We start from the raw sequence: 20,283 nt of genomic DNA on the forward strand, positions 1-20,283 counted from the left end.
AGGCGCACGGTCAGTGCAGCGCTTCGTCAGGCGCCCCGACCCGGTACCCGGTGAAGCTCACGGTCAGGCCGGCACGCGTCGGAGCAGCGCACAACAGTCCGGCCGACACGGCAGCATCGGGATCGAGGTACGCGACGCGCACCAGCCGGGGTTGCTCGTCGTCGGCCCACGCCCGGACGGTCACGGCGTCGCCTTCGCGGCTGACCCGGACCGTCACGACGCGTCCCACCCACTCCGACACGGGCGCCACCGACCAGTCCGAGAAGTCACGGGTCACCACGGCGCCGAGCTGCGGCGTCCCGTCGGAGACCTCGACACCGGCCTTGATCCAGTTCCGCTCGTCGACGCGCAGGAAGACGCCGGCCTGGTCGAACTGTTCCGTGTAGTCGAGCACGAACGAGGCCTCGACCGAGAACGACCCGTCGAGGGGCTGCACCAGCGCGTGCTCGGAGTCGTGGACGAACCCGTACGACGTGGTCCGCCAGGCGTCGCTGCCCCGGGCCGCCGTGACCCGCAGCACATCGCCGTCGAACTCCACGGCCTCGGGCTCGTGCGTCCACGTCGCCGCGTCGACCAGTTCTCGCAGGCTCATGCGCGGCCTCGCTCGAGCGCATCCACCGCGAGCACGGCCACGACCAGTCCGGAGTTCTGCAGCCGACCGTCGAGGATCGCCTCCACCAGCTCGGCCCGCGGCACCCACCGCTTCACGATGTCGGCCTCCTCGGCCTCGCGCTCGAACGCCGTCGTCGTGGGCCGCACGCCCCGGGCGCGGTAGACCTGCAGGAACTCGTTGCTCCCGCCCGACGACGTGTTGTACCGGACCAGCGGCTCCCAGGTGTCCGCTTCGAGGTCGGCCTCTTCTGCCAGCTCTCGGGCGGCAGCGACCTGGAGGTCCTCTCCCTCGACGTCGAGCAGCCCGGCCGGCAGCTCCCAGTCGCGCACCTGCACCGGGTGTCGGTACTGCTGGATCACGAGGACCCGGCCCTCGTCGTCCTCGGCGTAGACCGCGACGGCACCGGTGTGGTCGATGTACTCCCGCACCATCGTCTCGTCGTTGTAGGCGATCGCGTCCCGGCGCACGTCCCAGACGGCCCCCTCGTACACGACGGTCGACTCGGTGACCTCGAACGAGGCGGGTTCGTCAGCGATGGGTGCGTCAGTCACGGAACCATCCAAGCACGCGCCCCTCGCGGAACCAGACGACGGACGGGAGGCGCGGTGCCAGCTGGCACTGCGCCTCCCGTCCGACCGTGGCTGGCCTCCGCTTACGCGACCTGCTCCTCGTTCTGCGGGTCGAACAGGCTGGACGCCTCGTGGCGCTCGATCGCGGCCGCGACGAGCCCCGCGAACAGCGGGTGCGCGTTCGTCGGACGCGAGCGCAGCTCCGGGTGCGCCTGCGTGGCGATGTAGAACGGGTGCACGTCGCGCGGAAGCTCGACGTACTCGACCAGGGTGCCGTCGGGCGAGGTGCCCGAGAACACCAGGCCGGCGTCCGCGATCTGCTGCCGGTACGTGTTGTTGACCTCGTAGCGGTGACGGTGGCGCTCGGACGCCTCGGGCGCACCGTAGAGCGACTCGGCCAACGACCCCGACGTGAACGTCGCCGGGTACAGGCCGAGGCGCATGGTGCCGCCCAGGTCGCCGCCGGCGATGATGTCGACCTGCTCCGCCATGGTCGCGATGACCGGCGTCGAGGTCTCCGGGTCGAACTCGGTGCTCGACGCGTCGGTCAGGCCGGCCTCGTGGCGGGCGTACTCGATGACCATGCACTGCAGGCCGAGGCACAGGCCGAGCGTCGGGATGCCCTGCTCACGGGCGAAGCGCAGCGCGCCGAGCTTGCCCTCGATGCCGCGCACGCCGAACCCGCCGGGGATGCAGATGCCGTCGACGTCGCCGAGCTGCTTCGCAGCGCCTTCGGGCGTCGTGCAGTCGTCGGAGACGACCCACTTCAGCGTCACCTTCGCGTCGTGCGCGAAACCGCCGGCACGGAGCGCTTCGGTGACCGACAGGTAGGCGTCCGGCAGGTCGATGTACTTGCCGACCAGGGCGATCGTGACGTCCTTCTTCGGCTCGTACACGGCACGGAGCACCGGGGTCCACGCGGTCCAGTCGACCGGGCCGGCCTCGAGCTTGAGCGCGTCGACGATGACCTGGTCGAGGCCCTGGTTGTTCAGCAGCGTCGGAAGGTCGTAGATAGACGGGACGTCCACCGCGTTCACCACGGCGTCCTCGTCCACGTCGCACATCAGCGCGATCTTCTTCTTGTTCGACTCCGACACCGGACGGTCCGACCGCAGCACGAGCGCGTCGGGCTGGATGCCGATCGAGCGGAGCGCGGCGACCGAGTGCTGCGTCGGCTTCGTCTTCTGCTCACCCGACGCGTTCATGAACGGCACGAGCGACACGTGCACGAAGAACACGTTGTTGCGACCGAGCTCGTGGCGCACCTGGCGCGCCGACTCGATGAACGGCTGCGACTCGATGTCGCCGACGGTGCCGCCGACCTCGGTGATGATGACGTCAGGCTGCGGGTCGTTCTCCGCCTGCTCGCGCATCCGACGCTTGATCTCGTCGGTGATGTGCGGGATGACCTGCACGGTGTCGCCGAGGTACTCGCCACGACGCTCCTTGGCGATCACCGTCGAGTACACCTGGCCGGTCGTGACGTTCGCCGACTGCGCCAGGTTGATGTCGAGGAAGCGCTCGTAGTGCCCGATGTCGAGGTCCGTCTCCGCACCGTCGTCGGTCACGAAGACCTCGCCGTGCTGGAACGGGTTCATGGTGCCCGGGTCCACGTTGAGGTACGGGTCGAGCTTCTGCATGACGACCTTGAGGCCGCGAGCCGTCAGGAGATTGCCGAGGCTGGCTGCCGTCAGGCCCTTGCCGAGAGACGAGACGACCCCGCCGGTCACGAAGATCTGCTTCGTCACCTTCGGGGTCGGGGTGTTTGCCTGGGTACCGCTGCTGAGAGTGTCCGCCACGGGATTCCATCGTACGTCAGAACTGCCGGGAGGCGCGACCTCGGTTCGCCGTGGGCGTTGCGCGGGGTGGGTGGCCGGGTCTTCGGGCCGTGCGTCAGGCCGTCTGGCCGGCCACGTCGAGGAGCTCGCGGGCGTGCTCCACGCCGCTCGCGCTGTCGCCGAGCCCCGAGAGCAACCGCGCCATCTCCTGCAGGCGGTCCTCGCCCTCGAGCCGTTGCACGCTCGACGAGGTCACGGCGCCGCTGGCGTCCTTCACCACGTTGAGGTGGTTGTTCGCGAACGCCGCGACCTGCGCCAGGTGGGTGACGACGATGACCTGCGTGCGCTCGGCGAGCTTCGCCAGCCGACGGCCGATCTCGATCGCCGCCGCACCGCCCACGCCGGCGTCGACCTCGTCGAAGACGAACGTCGGCACGGTCGTGCTGCCGGCCATCACGACCTCGATCGCGAGCATCACGCGCGAGAGCTCGCCGCCCGATGCCCCCTTGCCGATCGGTCGGGGGTCGGTGCCGGAGTGCGGCTGCAGCAGGATCGACACCTGGTCGCGTCCGTGTCGGCGGTACTCCCCCGCGTCGGTGACCTCGACCACGAGGGTGGCGCCGGCCATCGCGAGCGTCTTCAGTTCCGTCGTGACGCGCTTCGCGAGGTCCGCCGCCGTCTTCGTGCGGGCAGCGGTCAACGCGGCCGCTGCCGCCCCGAGTGCCTGCTCGTCCTGTTCGAGGGCCTCCTGGAGGGCGGCGATGCGGTCGTCGTCGCCGTCCAGCTCGAGCAGGCGGTCGCTCGCCCGCTGCCCGTAGGCGATGACGTCGTCGACGGTCTCGCCGTACTTGCGGGTGAGGCCGGCGAGCAGGGCGCGCCGTTCGTTGATGAGCTCCAGGTCGTGCCCGGCCTCGGGCTCGAGCGAGCCGAGGTAGCTGGAGATGCTCGCCGAGGCCTCGGCCGCCTGGATGCCGAGCTCCGTGAGCTGCTCGAGCACGGGCTGCAGGGCGGCGTCGGAGTCGGCGACCCGCTCGACGGCGCGTCGGGCGGACTCGACCAGGCCGACGACGTCGGAGACGCCGTCGAGGGACTCGCTGGACAGGGCCTCGTGCGCCAGGGCCGCGGACAGCCGGAGTTCCTCGAGGTTGCCGAGCCGGTCGGCGCGCTCGGCGAGCTCGACGTCCTCGCCGGGCTGCGGGTCGGCCGCTTCGATCTCGTCCGAGGCAGCGCGGATCCGGTCGGCCTCGGCCACCCGCTCGTCGCGGTCGCGCGTCAGTGTCTCGAGTTCGCCCGTGTGCTGTTGCCACGCGTCGTACGCGGCGACGTACCGGTTCAGGGCCTTCTCGAGGGCCGCCCCGCCGAAGCCGTCGAGCGCCGCACGCTGCGCGGTCGACGAGGTCAGTCGGATCTGGTCGGACTGGCCGTGCACCGTCACGAGCTGGTCCGCGAGTTCACCGAGCACCGCGACGGGAGCGCTGCGGCCCCCGACGGTCGCACGGCTGCGCCCCTCGGCCGAGACGGTGCGCGTGAGGATCAGTTCGCCGTCCTCCACCGCGCCGCCGGCGTCCTCGACGCGTTCGGCGACGGCAGCGTGCTCGGGGACGTTCCACCGGCCCTCGACCACGGCGCTCGAGGCACCACGGCGGACCGAGCCGGCGTCCGCCCGAGCACCGAGCAACAGCCCGAGGGCCGTGACGATCATGGTCTTGCCGGCACCGGTCTCGCCCGTGACGACGGTGAACCCCGGACCGAGTTCGAGCGTGGTCTCGCCGATGACCCCGAGGTCACGGATCGCGATCTCCTCGATCATCGGTGGTGCTCCTCGCCTCGGCCGGTCACAGGTGGTCCTCGTCCTCGTCGGTCTGCGGCCCCCGCCACCCGGTGACCGGGAGCCGGAACTTCGCGACCAACCGGTCGGTGAACGGAGCGTCCTTGAGGCGCGCGACCCGCACGGGGTCCGGCGACCGTCGGACCTCGACGCGAGCGCCCGGCGGCAGGTCGTGCGTCCGGCGACCGTCGCACCACAGCACCCCGACACCGCTCGTGCGCCGCAGGACCTCGATCGCGAGCGTGCAGTCCGGGCCCACCACGATCGGGCGGGCGAACAAGGCGTGCGCGCTGAGCGGGACCATCAGCAGGGCGTCGACGTCGGGCCACACGATGGGACCGCCGCCGGAGAACGAGTACGCCGTGGACCCGGTGGGGGTCGACACGACGACGCCGTCGCACCCGAACGAGGACAGCGGGCGACCGTCGACCTCGGTCACCACCTCGAGCATGCGCTCGCGCGAAGCCTTCTCGATGGTGGCCTCGTTGAGCGCCCAACTCGAGTAGACGATCTGGTTGCCGACGACCACGTCGACCTGCAGGGTGACACGCTCCTCGACGTGGTACTCACCGGACAGGGCGCGCTCGACGGTCTCGGCGAGGGCGTCCCGCTCGCTCTCCGCCAGGAAGCCCACGTGCCCGAGGTTCACGCCGACGATCGGTGCCCGCGTCTCGCGCACGAGTTCGGCCGCGCGCAGGATCGTGCCGTCGCCGCCGAGCACGATGACGATCTCGAGCTGGTCCGCCTGGACGTCCACGCCCAGGATGTCGACCTGCCCCACCGACGCTTCGGCGCGCCGGATGTCGGCGTACTCGTCGAACGGCATCACCGGGATCAGACCGGCGGCGTGCAGGAGGTCGCAGACCTCGACCGCAGCGTCGATCGAGTCACGGCGACCCGTGTGGGAGACGAGCAGGATGTGCCGGTCGTCGCTCATGCGGTCCCCTCTGTGAGTTCGGTTGCCCGGACTCTCCATTCTGTCGGATTGCCACCGACACCACGCTGGAAGCGCGCGAGGTACTCGTGGTTCCCGTGCGTGCCGATGATCGGCGACGCCGCGAGGCCGGTGGTCCCGAGGCCCAGGTCCCACGCCGCCCACAGGACGTTCATCAGGGCGTCGTCGCGGAGTGCCGGATCGTGCACGATGCCCTCGCGCACCCCACCGCGACCGACCTCGAACTGCGGCTTGACCAACAGGACGAAGTCGTCGGCAGGGACGGCCTCGGCCAGAGCGGGCAGCACGAGCCGGAGCGAGATGAAGGACAGGTCGCCGACCACCAGGGTCGTCTCGGCTGCGGCGCCGTCGAGCGCGAGGTAGTCCGACCGGGTCAGGCTGCGGGCGTTGGTGCCCTCGACCACGGCGACACGCTCGTCGACGGCGATCGTCGGGTGCAGTTGCCCGTGCCCGACGTCGAGCGCGATGACCCGGCGAGCACCTCGTGCCAGGAGCACCTGCGTGAAGCCACCCGTACTCGCGCCGACGTCGAGCACCACACGGCCGGACGGGTCGACGCCGAACGCATCGAGCGCCCCGACCAGCTTCTGGGCGGCGCGGGAGACCCACTCGTCGGCCGCGTCGACCACGATGTCGGCAGCTGGCGAGGTCGGGGTCGAGGGCTTCACGACGGGACGACCATCGACCGTCACCCGGCCGTCCTGGATGAGCTTGGTGGCAGCGGTGCGCGACCGCGCGAGGCCACGTGTCGCGAGGAGAGCGTCGAGGCGGACCGGGGTCGCGTCGGGCACGGCTCCGTCCGGTTCAGGCACTCGCGGTGCCGCCGCTCTCGAGCCGCGTGCGCAGCTCGTCGTGGAGTGCCGAGAAGGCGTCTGCACGTTCGACGAGCGGCAGGGCCTCGGCCGCCGAGGTGCGCGCGGCGAACTCGTCCTGCGGTTCCAGGTCGGCGGACGGCTGCTCGGGGTTCGGCACGTCCGACACGCTACTCGCCGCCGTACAGCTGCGGGTCCACGTCGAGGCCGTAGATGGCCAGACCGGACTCCCAGATCAGCGCTGCGCCGGCGCGGAGCCGATCGATGTCGCTGCCCGCGTCGAGCACCCGCACCACGTGCCCCCGCATCGCCACGGTGGCGCTGCCGACGGTGACGTACCGCGTGCCGTCGTCGTCCTGCCGACGGACGGTCACCGGGTAGGGCTCGGACAGACCGCGTAGGTCCTCGAGCACGAACACCGGACGCGAGCGCTGGTCGGCCGCGAGCACCTGCTTCGCCTGGTCGATGCCGGTGAGCACGAGGACGCTCGGGATCCCGACGTCGTTCGCCCCCTTGATGTCGGTGTCGAGACGGTCACCGATGAACAGTGTCTTCCCGCCGCCGAACCGCTCGACCGCGGCGTCGAAGATCGGGCGCTCCGGCTTGCCGGCGACCACGGGCATCCGCCCCACGGCCTGGTGGACCGCGGACACGAGCGTGCCGTTGCCGGGGGCGATGCCGCGCTCGACCGGGATCGACCAGTCCATGTTCGTGGCGACCCACGGGATCGCCGGGTCGGCCAACGCGAACGACGCCTCGGCCAGTTCCTTCCACCCGAGGTCCGGGGAGAAGCCCTGGATGACCGCGGCCGGGGAGTCCTCGGCACTGGTCGTCACCGTGAAGCCGGCGGCCTCGACGATGCTCGACAGTCCCAGGCCACCGGTGACGAGCACCGTCGCGCCGGCGGGCACCAGCGTCGACAGGAGCTGCACGCCCGCCTGCGACGACGTGACGACGTCGTCCTCGGACACCTCGAGCCCGTAGCGCTCGAGGTGCTCGGCGACGTCGATCGGTCGTCGGGACGCGTTGTTGGTGATGTACCCGACCCGTGCGGTCAGCGATGCCCGTGTGAGCGCCTCGACCGCGTGCGGGATCGCGTTCCGCCCGCGGTAGACGACGCCGTCGAGGTCCGTGAGCACCACGTGGACGCCGTCCGTCGGCGCGGTCGGGACGTCAGTCGGCTGCGGAGCCGTCGACGTCGCGGGGGTTGTCGTCGTCGAGTTCGCCGGGCTCGTCGGCGTCGCCGGGTTCGCCGACGACATCGGGCTCGGCGAGGGCTGGCTCGTCGTCGTCGTCGAGGTCGGCGTCGTCGAGCTGGTCGGTGTCGTCGAGCTCGCCGGCGTCTCCGTGTTCTTCGACTTCGAGCGTTTCCTCGACCACATCAACTGTCTCCCAAGCGTTCTCGTCGGCGGCTTCGGCGAGAGCCGTTGCCGCACGGTCGACACGGGCCCACCACTCGTCGGCCTCGTCCTGGCGGCCGAGCTCTTCGAGCGTGGCCGCGTAAGCACTGTAGAGCGCCGGTGACCACGTGTAGGCCGTGGACGGGTCCAGCTGTGGAATCTCCAGCTCGCCCAGGGCAGCTGTGGGGTTCCCGAGGTCGATGCGTGCGCCGGACATCGCGATCGCGAGTTCGACCTGTACGGCGGTGTCGAGCGCGGCACGCTCCACCGAACGGCCGAGTTCGAGCGCGCGCTCCGGGCGACCGAGGCCTCGTTCGCAGTCCACCATCATCGGGAGCTGGTCGTTGCGGCCGGAGATGCGCCGGTAGGTGCGGAGCTCGCGCAGCGCGGTCGCGAAGTCACCCAGGCGGTACGCCGTGATCGCAGCGGTCTCGCGGACGACACCGACGCGACCGGCACGGCGGGCGGCGCTCAGGGCGTGCTCGTTCGCCAGGGCGGGGTCCTCGTCGACGAACAGCGCCGCGGCCACGAGGTGCCGGGCGACCCAGTCGGCGTTGTCCTTGCTGAGCGTCTTCAGCTCCATGCGCGCTGCGGGGTCGAGGTCGCGCGCATCGATCTCGTCGGGGATGTCCGGGTCGTCGTGACGCGGTCGGATCGACTTCGTGCCGTACGGGTCGCGGTCTTCCCAGTCGTCGCGGGCTGCCTCACCGAACCGTGCGCCGGCGTGACGCGTCCCGTCGCCGAAGCGGCGTCGGTCGTCGCCACCGTCCTGACGCGGGCGGTCTCCACCGCGCGCCGGACGGTCCGAAGCACCCCGGAAGGACGGTCGGTCCCCGTCACGACGCGGACGGTCGCCGTCGCGAGCAGGACGGTCGCCATCACGAGCCGGGCGGTCGGAGCCGCCGCGGTACGGGCGGTCGCCATCGCGAGCGGGACGGTCTGCACCACCGCGGTAGGCGGGACGGTCACCGTCACGACGCGGGCGATCCGAACCACCCTGGTAGGGGCGGTCACCATCACGACGCGGACGATCCGAACCACCACGGTAGGCGGGACGGTCGCCGTCACGGGCGGGACGGTCGGAGCCGCCACGGTACGCGGGACGGTCGCCGTCACGGGCGGGACGGTCGGACCCGCCACGGTACGCGGGACGGTCACCATCACGACGCGGACGATCCGAACCGCCCTGGTACGGGCGGTCACCATCACGACGCGGACGATCCGAACCACCACGGTAGGCGGGGCGGTCACCATCACGCGCGGGGCGGTCCGATCGGAACGGACGGTCCCCGTCGCGGCGCGGACGCTCAGCACCGCGGGGGCCGTCGCCGCGCGGCGGACGGCCGGAGTCGCCGCGATCGCTCCGCCACGACGGACGATCGTCACGGTCTCCGGAGCGGAACGGACGATCGCCACCGCTCCGCGGCGCACCGTCGCGACGTGCAGCGCCGTCGCGGAACGGACGGTCGGAGCGCTCAGGACGGTCACGGCGGTCGCCCTCACGGCGTTCGAAGTCACGTGGACCGGACGACCAACGGCCTGCGCTCCCACCGTCTCCGCGCGGACCTCCGTCGCGTCGAGGGGCTCGGTCGTCCCGTCGGGGTCGGTCTCCCCGGTCGCCGTCGTTCCGCCGCTCGTCGTCGTTCGCCACCGTTGCTCCTCATCGCGTGCCCGAGCCGAAGGCCGGGCGTTCGTCCGCTGTGTCGTTGTGTTGGGTGCCGCGTCGGTCGGACCGACGTTCGAGCTCCAGTCCATCACGAACCGGAGCCGACGTCGAGCAACGAGCGGCAAAACAGAAATGGCCACCGGCCACCACCGTGAACGAGGGTCTCCCCTGCGAATCCACGATGGAGGGCCGATGGCCACATCTTCATACGTTAAGTCCGGCGGCGTCCTACTCTCCCACAAGGTCCCCCTTGCAGTACCATCGGCGCTGAGAGGCTTAGCTTCCGGGTTCGGAATGTGACCGGGCGTTTCCCTCTCGCTATGACCACCGGAACACTGTCGACCATGAACCACGGTCTCAAACATGTCCCAGCTGTAGCTGAGCTATTTATTCAGTTTGATTCCCGATCGTCTGTCGGGAACCACAAAGTGGACGCGAGCCCCACACGCTAAGGTGCGGGAAATCAGTGTGTTATCAAGTCTTCGGCTTATTAGTACCGGTCAGCTCCACGGGTCGTTAGTCCCCGCTTCCACATCCGGCCTATCAACCCAGTAGTCTGCTGGGAGCCTCTCACACTCAAGGTGCATGGAAATCTCATCTCGAAGACGGCTTCCCGCTTAGATGCTTTCAGCGGTTATCCGGTCCGAACGTAGCTAATCAGCGGTGCCCTTGGCAGAACAACTGACACACCAGAGGTTCGTCCATCCCGGTCCTCTCGTACTAGGGATAGATCTTCTCAAATTTCCAACGCGCGCAGCGGATAGGGACCGAACTGTCTCACGACGTTCTAAACCCAGCTCGCGTACCGCTTTAATGGGCGAACAGCCCAACCCTTGGGACCTACTCCAGCCCCAGGATGCGACGAGCCGACATCGAGGTGCCAAACCATGCCGTCGATATGGACTCTTGGGCAAGATCAGCCTGTTATCCCCGAGGTACCTTTTATCCGTTGAGCGACAGCGCTTCCACAAGCCACTGCCGGATCACTAGTCCCGACTTTCGTCCCTGCTCGACCTGTCAGTCTCACAGTCAAGCTCCCTTGTGCACTTACACTCGCCACCTGATTGCCAACCAGGTTGAGGGAACCTTTGGGCGCCTCCGTTACTCTTTGGGAGGCAACCGCCCCAGTTAAACTACCCATCAGGCACTGTCCATGAACCCGATCAGGGTCCTACGTTAGACATCCAGAGTGACCAGAGTGGTATTTCAACAATGACTCCACGAACACTAGCGTGCCCGCTTCACAGTCTCCCACCTATCCTACACAAGCCACACCGAACACCAATACCAAACTGTAGTAAAGGTCACGGGGTCTTTCCGTCCTGCTGCGCGTAACGAGCATCTTTACTCGTAGTGCAATTTCGCCGAGTTCGCGGTTGAGACAGCTGGGAAGTCGTTACGCCATTCGTGCAGGTCGGAACTTACCCGACAAGGAATTTCGCTACCTTAGGATGGTTATAGTTACCACCGCCGTTTACTGGGGCTTAAATTCAGAGCTTCGCCCAAAGGCTAACCCTTCCTCTTAACCTTCCAGCACCGGGCAGGCGTCAGTCCGTATACATCGTCTTGCGACTTCGCACGGACCTGTGTTTTTAGTAAACAGTCGCTTCCCACTGGTCTCTGCGGCCTTCAACGCTCACGGAGTAAATCCGGTCACGTGTCCGGCCCCCCTTCTCCCGAAGTTACGGGGGCATTTTGCCGAGTTCCTTAACCACGATTCTCTCGATCTCCTTGGTATTCTCTACCTGACCACCTGAGTCGGTTTCGGGTACGGGCGGCTGCAACCTCGCGTCGATGCTTTTCTCGGCAGCATAGGATCACTGATTTCCCCTTACGGGTACGCGTCGGATCTCAGGCACACAGACGACGGATTTGCCTATCGTCAGCCCTACATCCTTACACCAGGTTCACCTTACGGATACCATCGCCTGGCTCAGCTACCTTCCTGCGTCACACCTGTTCATACGCTAACCGCACCAGCATGGGGTCGAGCGTTAGACCGGCCACCATCACCCCGAAGGGATCCGGACGTCCGGGTTAGGACTCTTAGCACCACTGGATTAGCTTGGGCGGTTGTTCGCCGGTACGGGAATATCAACCCGTTGTCCATCGACTACGCCTGTCGGCCTCGCCTTAGGTCCCGACTTACCCAGGGCGGATTAACCTGGCCCTGGAACCCTTGGTCTTTCGGAGGACGGGTTTCTCACCCGTCTTTCGCTACTCATGCCTGCATTCTCACTCGTGTAGCGTCCACGGCTGGATCACTCCGCCGCTTCACTCGCCACACGACGCTCTCCTACCACTCCGCACGACTGAACCACGAAGGCTTGTCTAGTGTGCGAAATCTACAACTTCGGTGGTGTGCTTGAGCCCCGTTACATTGTCGGCGCGGAATCACTTGACCAGTGAGCTATTACGCACTCTTTCAAGGGTGGCTGCTTCTAAGCCAACCTCCTGGTTGTCTATGCAACTCCACATCCTTTCCCACTTAGCACACGCTTAGGGACCTTAGTTGGTAGTCTGGGTTGTTTCCCTCTCGACGATGAAGCTTATCCCCCACCGTCTCACTGCTGCGCTCTCACTCACCGGCATTCGGAGTTTGGCTGACGTCAGTAACCTGTTGAGGCCCATCGGCCATCCAGTAGCTCTACCTCCGGCGAGAAACACGCAACGCTGCACCTAAATGCATTTCGGAGAGAACCAGCTATCACGAAGTTTGATTGGCCTTTCACCCCTATCCACAGCTCATCCCCTCCATTTTCAACTGAAGTGGGTTCGGTCCTCCACGACGTCTTACCGTCGCTTCAACCTGGCCATGGATAGATCACTTCGCTTCGGGTCTAGAACATGCGACTCAAACGCCCTATTCAGACTCGCTTTCGCTACGGCTGCCCCACACGGGTTAACCTCGCCACATATCACTAACTCGCAGGCTCATTCTTCAAAAGGCACGCCGTCACCCCTACTAAGGAGGCTCCGACGGTTTGTAAGCAAACGGTTTCAGGTACTATTTCACTCCCCTCCCGGGGTACTTTTCACCTTTCCCTCACGGTACTTGTCCGCTATCGGTCATCTGGGAGTATTTAGGCTTATCAGGTGGTCCTGACAGATTCACACGGGATTTCTCGGGCCCCGTGCTACTTGGGATACACATCCGGCCATAACACCATTTCGTCTACGGGGCTGGCACCCACTACGGCCCGGCTTTCAAACCGGTTCGACTATGATGCGCTGTAACCGCCCCAGTCCGGCAGAACTGAGTGACGTGTCCCACAACCCCGACCATGCAACGCCCGCCGGCTATCACACATGATCGGTTTAGCCTCATCCGCTTTCGCTCGCCACTACTCACGGAATCACATGTTGTTTTCTCTTCCTGTGGGTACTGAGATGTTTCACTTCCCCACGTTCCCTCTACCCGCCCTATATATTCAGGCGGGAGTCACCAGGTCACAAAAGCGCCCAGCGGGGTTTCCCCATTCGGAAATCCTCGGATCAGGGCTCGATTATCAGCTCCCCGAGGCTTATCGCAGATTTCTACGTCCTTCTTCGGCTCCAGATGCCAAGGCATCCACCGTTTGCTCTTAGAAACTTGACCACAAAGATTAAAATTGCGATCCGTCATCACCCACAACACGAACACCAAAAGTGCCCGGTCGATTGGATGACGCGAATCAAAGATGCTCGCGTCCACTGTGTAGTTCTCAACATACGATCGGCACCACACTCCCCACCGTCCAATGACAGTGCTTCATGCGGCCCAACGAAGGACCCGTAGGCCCAACCCCCACCAGACACTCTCATGTCAGCAGGAAGCCTGGTCCCTCAGGACCCAACAACGTGCACCAGCAGGCAACTCCACCCCGACCCGTCCCAACCCTGCAAGCAGAGCGTACTGAGGTCGGAAGCATCACTCCCAACTGCACTGTCAATGTTCCACCCATGAGCTACCGGCAACCACGTTCGGGTTACTCGGCGCCTGGACCACGCCCACCCCGAAGGGCACACGAGGCCAGATGCTCCTTAGAAAGGAGGTGATCCAGCCGCACCTTCCGGTACGGCTACCTTGTTACGACTTAGTCCTAATCACCGATCCCACCTTCGACGGCTCCTTCCACAAGGGTTAGGCCACCGGCTTCGGGTGTTACCGACTTTCATGACTTGACGGGCGGTGTGTACAAGGCCCGGGAACGTATTCACCGCAGCGTTGCTGATCTGCGATTACTAGCGACTCCGACTTCATGAGGTCGAGTTGCAGACCTCAATCCGAACTGAGACCGGCTTTTTGGGATTCGCTCCACCTTACGGTATCGCAGCCCTTTGTACCGGCCATTGTAGCATGCGTGAAGCCCAAGACATAAGGGGCATGATGATTTGACGTCATCCCCACCTTCCTCCGAGTTGACCCCGGCAGTCTCCTATGAGTCCCCGGCATAACCCGCTGGCAACATAGAACGAGGGTTGCGCTCGTTGCGGGACTTAACCCAACATCTCACGACACGAGCTGACGACAACCATGCACCACCTGTACACCGACCACAAGGGGGCGACCATCTCTGGCCGTTTCCGGTGTATGTCAAGCCTTGGTAAGGTTCTTCGCGTTGCATCGAATTAATCCGCATGCTCCGCCGCTTGTGCGGGCCCCCGTCAATTCCTTTGAGTTTTAGCCTTGCGGCCGTACTCCCCAGGCGGGGCGCTTAATGCGTTAGCTACGACACAGAAACCGTGGAAAGGTCCCTACATCTAGCGCCCAACGTTTACGGCATGGACTACCAGGGTATCTAATCCTGTTCGCTCCCCATGCTTTCGCTCCTCAGCGTCAGTTACGGCCCAGAGATCTGCCTTCGCCATCGGTGTTCCTCCTGATATCTGCGCATTCCACCGCTACACCAGGAATTCCAATCTCCCCTACCGCACTCTAGTCTGCCCGTACCCACTGCAAGCCCGAGGTTGAGCCTCGGGATTTCACAGCAGACGCGACAAACCGCCTACGAGCTCTTTACGCCCAATAATTCCGGACAACGCTTGCACCCTACGTATTACCGCGGCTGCTGGCACGTAGTTAGCCGGTGCTTTTTCTGCAGGTACCGTCACTTTCGCTTCTTCCCTACTAAAAGAGGTTTACAACCCGAAGGCCGTCATCCCTCACGCGGCGTTGCTGCATCAGGCTTTCGCCCATTGTGCAATATTCCCCACTGCTGCCTCCCGTAGGAGTCTGGGCCGTGTCTCAGTCCCAGTGTGGCCGGTCACCCTCTCAGGCCGGCTACCCGTCGTCGCCTTGGTGAGCCATTACCTCACCAACAAGCTGATAGGCCGCGAGTCCATCCCCAACCAAAAAATCTTTCCACCACCAGACCATGCGGCCAGTGATCATATCCAGTATTAGACGTCGTTTCCAACGCTTATCCCAGAGTCAGGGGCAGGTTACTCACGTGTTACTCACCCGTTCGCCACTAATCCACCCAGCAAGCTGGGCATCATCGTTCGACTTGCATGTGTTAAGCACGCCGCCAGCGTTCGTCCTGAGCCAGGATCAAACTCTCCGTAAAAAAATACAGACCCAACACCCCAAAAGGCATCAGACCGAGTTGATTCTGACTGTTGACTGTCTACTGACAATCTTCAATCCAAAAGGAATTGCATCATGACCTGAACAACCGAAGCCGCCCAGGCACGAGGTCAATCAATAAATTGGCATTGACAATGTGCACGCTGTTGAGTTCTCAAGGACCAGACGCACTCCCCACTCCACCCGTCGGGCTTCATCAGAGAGGCATTCGTCTCGCGACACCATCGACCGCCACGATCGAGACCGTGGAACTCTTGGGTGTCGGTTGCCTGAGCGGGACCCCGTCCGGACTGCATCTCTAGGTGGTTCCACCTGGTGACCGTCTCGGCCGTTCCGTTCTCCGCCTCAGCGGCAACGAGTGACAACATTACGGGGAGGTGAACGGGAGCGCCAGCCGGGCCACTTCCCGGGCGTGTCGCAGTCGGGGACCCACGTGCGTCGACGAGCAGGCCCGAACGGTTCGACGTCGTTACCTGCACCGAGACACCGGCACACCGAGACACCGGCACACCGAGACACCGGCACACCGAGACACCGGGACACCGGGACACCGGGACACCGGGACACCGGGACACCGGGACACCGGGACACCGGGACACCGGGACACCGGGACACCGGGACACCGGGACCAGCATCCTCCCCCGGCAACCGGATAGCGAGTGTCGGCCCCGTGCCAGCTCTCCCATGCAGTCTGAACACCACGACGCGCCCAGCTCGAGCGATCGCTCTCAGGACAAGGCGCCACCACTCATCACATGAACAGCTCCCTCTGGATCAGCGACCGGAGTCCGCAAACGGGATCCACATCGCGGATCGCTCCGCCGGCTCAGCAAGCTGCTTCGAGTCCAGAGTCCGGCTCGAGGCGCGGCAGTACGCGAGTGAACCACTTCGTACCGAACCGAGTCGCACACTCGAAGGCGCTCACAGCCGCCGGCCCATGGGCGCAACCCGCCTGGACCCGTGCCACCGCCAACCCAAGGCTCCACTCTGAGTTCGGCAGCCCTCGTCCGTCTCTGCTCACGAAGGGCCAGCGCCACTCGCGAGGGAACTTCGAGCTCGTCATCGAAGGAGGCCGGCGCCAGACCGCGGTCGAGCGACGCAGCGAGGAGCGGCAGGGCTTCGGATCCGAGCGGGACGCTTCGTGAGCAGAAATGGTCGGGTCGTACACGGGTCCTCGACGATTTCTGCTCACGAACGAGCGCCGCGAACGGCCACCGCCGCGAAAGCCCCCGGAAACGCAGAAAACCCCTGACCAGTGCTGGTCAGGGGTTCCCTGGTGTTGCAACGTTAAGTCCGGCGGCGTCCTACTCTCCCACAAGGTCCCCCTTGCAGTACCATCGGCGCTGAGAGGCTTAGCTTCCGGGTTCGGAATGTGACCGGGCGTTTCCCTCTCGCTATGACCACCGGAACACTGTCGACCATGAATCACGGTCTCAAACATGTCCCAGCTGTAGCTGAGTTATTCAGTTTGATTCCCGATCGTCTGTCGGGAACCACAAAGTGGACGCGAGCCCCACACGCTAAGGTGCGGGAAATCAGTGTGTTATCAAGTCTTCGGCTTATTAGTACCGGTCAGCTCCACGGGTCGTTAGTCCCCGCTTCCACATCCGGCCTATCAACCCAGTAGTCTGCTGGGAGCCTCTCACACTCAAGGTGCATGGAAATCTCATCTCGAAGACGGCTTCCCGCTTAGATGCTTTCAGCGGTTATCCGGTCCGAACGTAGCTAATCAGCGGTGCCCTTGGCAGAACAACTGACACACCAGAGGTTCGTCCATCCCGGTCCTCTCGTACTAGGGATAGATCTTCTCAAATTTCCAACGCGCGCAGCGGATAGGGACCGAACTGTCTCACGACGTTCTAAACCCAGCTCGCGTACCGCTTTAATGGGCGAACAGCCCAACCCTTGGGACCTACTCCAGCCCCAGGATGCGACGAGCCGACATCGAGGTGCCAAACCATGCCGTCGATATGGACTCTTGGGCAAGATCAGCCTGTTATCCCCGAGGTACCTTTTATCCGTTGAGCGACAGCGCTTCCACAAGCCACTGCCGGATCACTAGTCCCGACTTTCGTCCCTGCTCGACCTGTCAGTCTCACAGTCAAGCTCCCTTGTGCACTTACACTCGCCACCTGATTGCCAACCAGGTTGAGGGAACCTTTGGGCGCCTCCGTTACTCTTTGGGAGGCAACCGCCCCAGTTAAACTACCCATCAGGCACTGTCCATGAACCCGATCAGGGTCCTACGTTAGACATCCAGAGTGACCAGAGTGGTATTTCAACAATGACTCCACGAACACTAGCGTGCCCGCTTCACAGTCTCCCACCTATCCTACACAAGCCACACCGAACACCAATACCAAACTGTAGTAAAGGTCACGGGGTCTTTCCGTCCTGCTGCGCGTAACGAGCATCTTTACTCGTAGTGCAATTTCGCCGAGTTCGCGGTTGAGACAGCTGGGAAGTCGTTACGCCATTCGTGCAGGTCGGAACTTACCCGACAAGGAATTTCGCTACCTTAGGATGGTTATAGTTACCACCGCCGTTTACTGGGGCTTAAATTCAGAGCTTCGCCCAAAGGCTAACCCTTCCTCTTAACCTTCCAGCACCGGGCAGGCGTCAGTCCGTATACATCGTCTTGCGACTTCGCACGGACCTGTGTTTTTAGTAAACAGTCGCTTCCCACTGGTCTCTGCGGCCTTCAACGCTCACGGAGTAAATCCGGTCACGTGTCCGGCCCCCCTTCTCCCGAAGTTACGGGGGCATTTTGCCGAGTTCCTTAACCACGATTCTCTCGATCTCCTTGGTATTCTCTACCTGACCACCTGAGTCGGTTTCGGGTACGGGCGGCTGCAACCTCGCGTCGATGCTTTTCTCGGCAGCATAGGATCACTGATTTCCCCTTACGGGTACGCGTCGGATCTCAGGCACACAGACGACGGATTTGCCTATCGTCAGCCCTACATCCTTACACCAGGTTCACCTTACGGATACCATCGCCTGGCTCAGCTACCTTCCTGCGTCACACCTGTTCATACGCTAACCGCACCAGCATGGGGTCGAGCGTTAGACCGGCCACCATCACCCCGAAGGGATCCGGACGTCCGGGTTAGGACTCTTAGCACCACTGGATTAGCTTGGGCGGTTGTTCGCCGGTACGGGAATATCAACCCGTTGTCCATCGACTACGCCTGTCGGCCTCGCCTTAGGTCCCGACTTACCCAGGGCGGATTAACCTGGCCCTGGAACCCTTGGTCTTTCGGAGGACGGGTTTCTCACCCGTCTTTCGCTACTCATGCCTGCATTCTCACTCGTGTAGCGTCCACGGCTGGATCACTCCGCCGCTTCACTCGCCACACGACGCTCTCCTACCACTCCGCACGACTGAACCACGAAGGCTTGTCTAGTGTGCGAAATCTACAACTTCGGTGGTGTGCTTGAGCCCCGTTACATTGTCGGCGCGGAATCACTTGACCAGTGAGCTATTACGCACTCTTTCAAGGGTGGCTGCTTCTAAGCCAACCTCCTGGTTGTCTATGCAACTCCACATCCTTTCCCACTTAGCACACGCTTAGGGACCTTAGTTGGTAGTCTGGGTTGTTTCCCTCTCGACGATGAAGCTTATCCCCCACCGTCTCACTGCTGCGCTCTCACTCACCGGCATTCGGAGTTTGGCTGACGTCAGTAACCTGTTGAGGCCCATCGGCCATCCAGTAGCTCTACCTCCGGCGAGAAACACGCAACGCTGCACCTAAATGCATTTCGGAGAGAACCAGCTATCACGAAGTTTGATTGGCCTTTCACCCCTATCCACAGCTCATCCCCTCCATTTTCAACTGAAGTGGGTTCGGTCCTCCACGACGTCTTACCGTCGCTTCAACCTGGCCATGGATAGATCACTTCGCTTCGGGTCTAGAACATGCGACTCAAACGCCCTATTCAGACTCGCTTTCGCTACGGCTGCCCCACACGGGTTAACCTCGCCACATATCACTAACTCGCAGGCTCATTCTTCAAAAGGCACGCCGTCACCCCTACTAAGGAGGCTCCGACGGTTTGTAAGCAAACGGTTTCAGGTACTATTTCACTCCCCTCCCGGGGTACTTTTCACCTTTCCCTCACGGTACTTGTCCGCTATCGGTCATCTGGGAGTATTTAGGCTTATCAGGTGGTCCTGACAGATTCACACGGGATTTCTCGGGCCCCGTGCTACTTGGGATACACATCCGGCCATAACACCATTTCGTCTACGGGGCTGGCACCCACTACGGCCCGGCTTTCAAACCGGTTCGACTATGATGCGCTGTAACCGCCCCAGTCCGGCAGAACTGAGTGACGTGTCCCACAACCCCGACCATGCAACGCCCGCCGGCTATCACACATGATCGGTTTAGCCTCATCCGCTTTCGCTCGCCACTACTCACGGAATCACATGTTGTTTTCTCTTCCTGTGGGTACTGAGATGTTTCACTTCCCCACGTTCCCTCTACCCGCCCTATATATTCAGGCGGGAGTCACCAGGTCACAAAAGCGCCCAGCGGGGTTTCCCCATTCGGAAATCCTCGGATCAGGGCTCGATTATCAGCTCCCCGAGGCTTATCGCAGATTTCTACGTCCTTCTTCGGCTCCAGATGCCAAGGCATCCACCGTTTGCTCTTAGAAACTTGACCACAAAGATTAAAATTGCGATCCGTCATCACCCACAACACGAACACCAAAAGTGCCCGGTCGATTGGATGACGCGAATCAAAGATGCTCGCGTCCACTGTGTAGTTCTCAACATACGATCGGCACCACACTCCCCACCGTCCAATGACAGTGCTTCATGCGGCCCAACGAAGGACCCGTAGGCCCAACCCCCACCAGACACTCTCATGTCAGCAGGAAGCCTGGTCCCTCAGGACCCAACAACGTGCACCAGCAGGCAACTCCACCCCGACCCGTCCCAACCCTGCAAGCAGAGCGTACTGAGGTCGGAAGCATCACTCCCAACTGCACTGTCAATGTTCCACCCATGAGCTACCGGCAACCACGTTCGGGTTACTCGGCGCCTGGACCACGCCCACCCCGAAGGGCACACGAGGCCAGATGCT

At 63.8% G+C, this 20,283-nt stretch carries 9 protein-coding genes and 5 rRNA genes; all 14 read right to left on the reverse strand.

The genetic code is table 11. The features are described from left to right. Positions 1-10: 10 nt before the first annotated feature. Positions 11-592 carry a DUF1349 domain-containing protein gene (locus tag DEJ14_RS15815; protein ID WP_111086583.1) on the reverse strand — a complete coding sequence of 194 codons (582 nt, stop codon included), beginning with the start codon at positions 590-592 and terminating at the stop codon, positions 11-13. Further along, entirely contained in the window at positions 589-1,164 is a 576-nt protein-coding gene (locus DEJ14_RS15820; protein WP_181437641.1) for an NUDIX domain-containing protein, read from the reverse strand. Before DEJ14_RS15820 ends, DEJ14_RS15815 begins: the two co-directional genes overlap by 4 nt. Positions 1,165-1,265: 101 nt before the next feature. Continuing rightward, the gene (gene pyrG, locus DEJ14_RS15825; RefSeq protein ID WP_181437642.1) at positions 1,266-2,981 is read right to left on the reverse strand and encodes a CTP synthase; all 1,716 of its coding nucleotides are present in this window, start codon (positions 2,979-2,981) and stop codon (positions 1,266-1,268) included. A gap of 94 nt (positions 2,982-3,075) precedes the next feature. Next, positions 3,076-4,770: a DNA repair protein RecN gene (recN, locus tag DEJ14_RS15830; RefSeq protein ID WP_111086585.1), complete on the reverse strand. Its 1,695-nt coding sequence runs from the start codon at positions 4,768-4,770 to the stop codon at positions 3,076-3,078. Between the two features lie 25 nt (positions 4,771-4,795). Continuing rightward, the gene (locus DEJ14_RS15835; protein ID WP_111086586.1) at positions 4,796-5,725 is read right to left on the reverse strand and encodes an NAD kinase; all 930 of its coding nucleotides are present in this window, start codon (positions 5,723-5,725) and stop codon (positions 4,796-4,798) included. Then, complete coding sequence (locus DEJ14_RS15840; protein WP_258373369.1) at positions 5,722-6,534, reverse strand: TlyA family RNA methyltransferase; 813 nt, start codon at positions 6,532-6,534, stop codon at positions 5,722-5,724. Before DEJ14_RS15840 ends, DEJ14_RS15835 begins: the two co-directional genes overlap by 4 nt. Before the next feature lie 13 nt (positions 6,535-6,547). Further along, positions 6,548-6,715, reverse strand: a complete 168-nt coding sequence (locus DEJ14_RS15845) for a hypothetical protein (RefSeq protein ID WP_165901481.1) — start codon at positions 6,713-6,715, stop codon at positions 6,548-6,550. A 10-nt stretch (positions 6,716-6,725) separates the two neighbouring features. Further along, entirely contained in the window at positions 6,726-7,697 is a 972-nt protein-coding gene (locus DEJ14_RS15850) for an HAD-IIA family hydrolase (protein WP_131922791.1), read from the reverse strand. A gap of 31 nt (positions 7,698-7,728) precedes the next feature. Further along, a complete protein-coding gene (locus DEJ14_RS15855) occupies positions 7,729-8,538 on the reverse strand; it encodes a tetratricopeptide repeat protein (RefSeq protein ID WP_111086589.1) in 810 nt (269 codons plus the stop codon). Between the two features lie 1,298 nt (positions 8,539-9,836). After that, positions 9,837-9,953: ribosomal RNA gene (gene rrf / locus DEJ14_RS15860) — 5S ribosomal RNA — on the reverse strand. Positions 9,954-10,091: 138 nt separating this feature from the next. Further along, a 23S ribosomal RNA gene (locus tag DEJ14_RS15865) occupies positions 10,092-13,219 on the reverse strand. 429 nt (positions 13,220-13,648) lie between these two features. After that, positions 13,649-15,170, reverse strand: a 16S ribosomal RNA gene (locus DEJ14_RS15870). 1,311 nt (positions 15,171-16,481) lie between these two features. Next, positions 16,482-16,598: ribosomal RNA gene (rrf, locus tag DEJ14_RS15875) — 5S ribosomal RNA — on the reverse strand. A 134-nt stretch (positions 16,599-16,732) separates the two neighbouring features. Continuing rightward, positions 16,733-19,860: ribosomal RNA gene (locus DEJ14_RS15880) — 23S ribosomal RNA — on the reverse strand. The 16S, 23S and 5S rRNA genes sit together here, the layout of an rRNA operon. Positions 19,861-20,283: the final 423 nt, after the last annotated feature.

Source organism: Curtobacterium sp. MCJR17_020, assembly GCF_003234365.2.
In the GTDB taxonomy this organism is placed as follows: domain Bacteria; phylum Actinomycetota; class Actinomycetes; order Actinomycetales; family Microbacteriaceae; genus Curtobacterium.

What these genes read in the sequence shown, in the direction of transcription:
- DEJ14_RS15815 (WP_111086583.1), bottom strand. Translation starts at nt 592, where the DNA reads ATGAGCCTGCGAGAACTGGTCGACGCGGCGACGTGGACGCACGAGCCC.
- recN (WP_111086585.1), bottom strand. Translation starts at nt 4,770, where the DNA reads ATGATCGAGGAGATCGCGATCCGTGACCTCGGGGTCATCGGCGAGACC.
- DEJ14_RS15835 (WP_111086586.1), bottom strand. Translation starts at nt 5,725, where the DNA reads ATGAGCGACGACCGGCACATCCTGCTCGTCTCCCACACGGGTCGCCGT.
- DEJ14_RS15855 (WP_111086589.1), bottom strand. Translation starts at nt 8,538, where the DNA reads ATGGAGCTGAAGACGCTCAGCAAGGACAACGCCGACTGGGTCGCCCGG.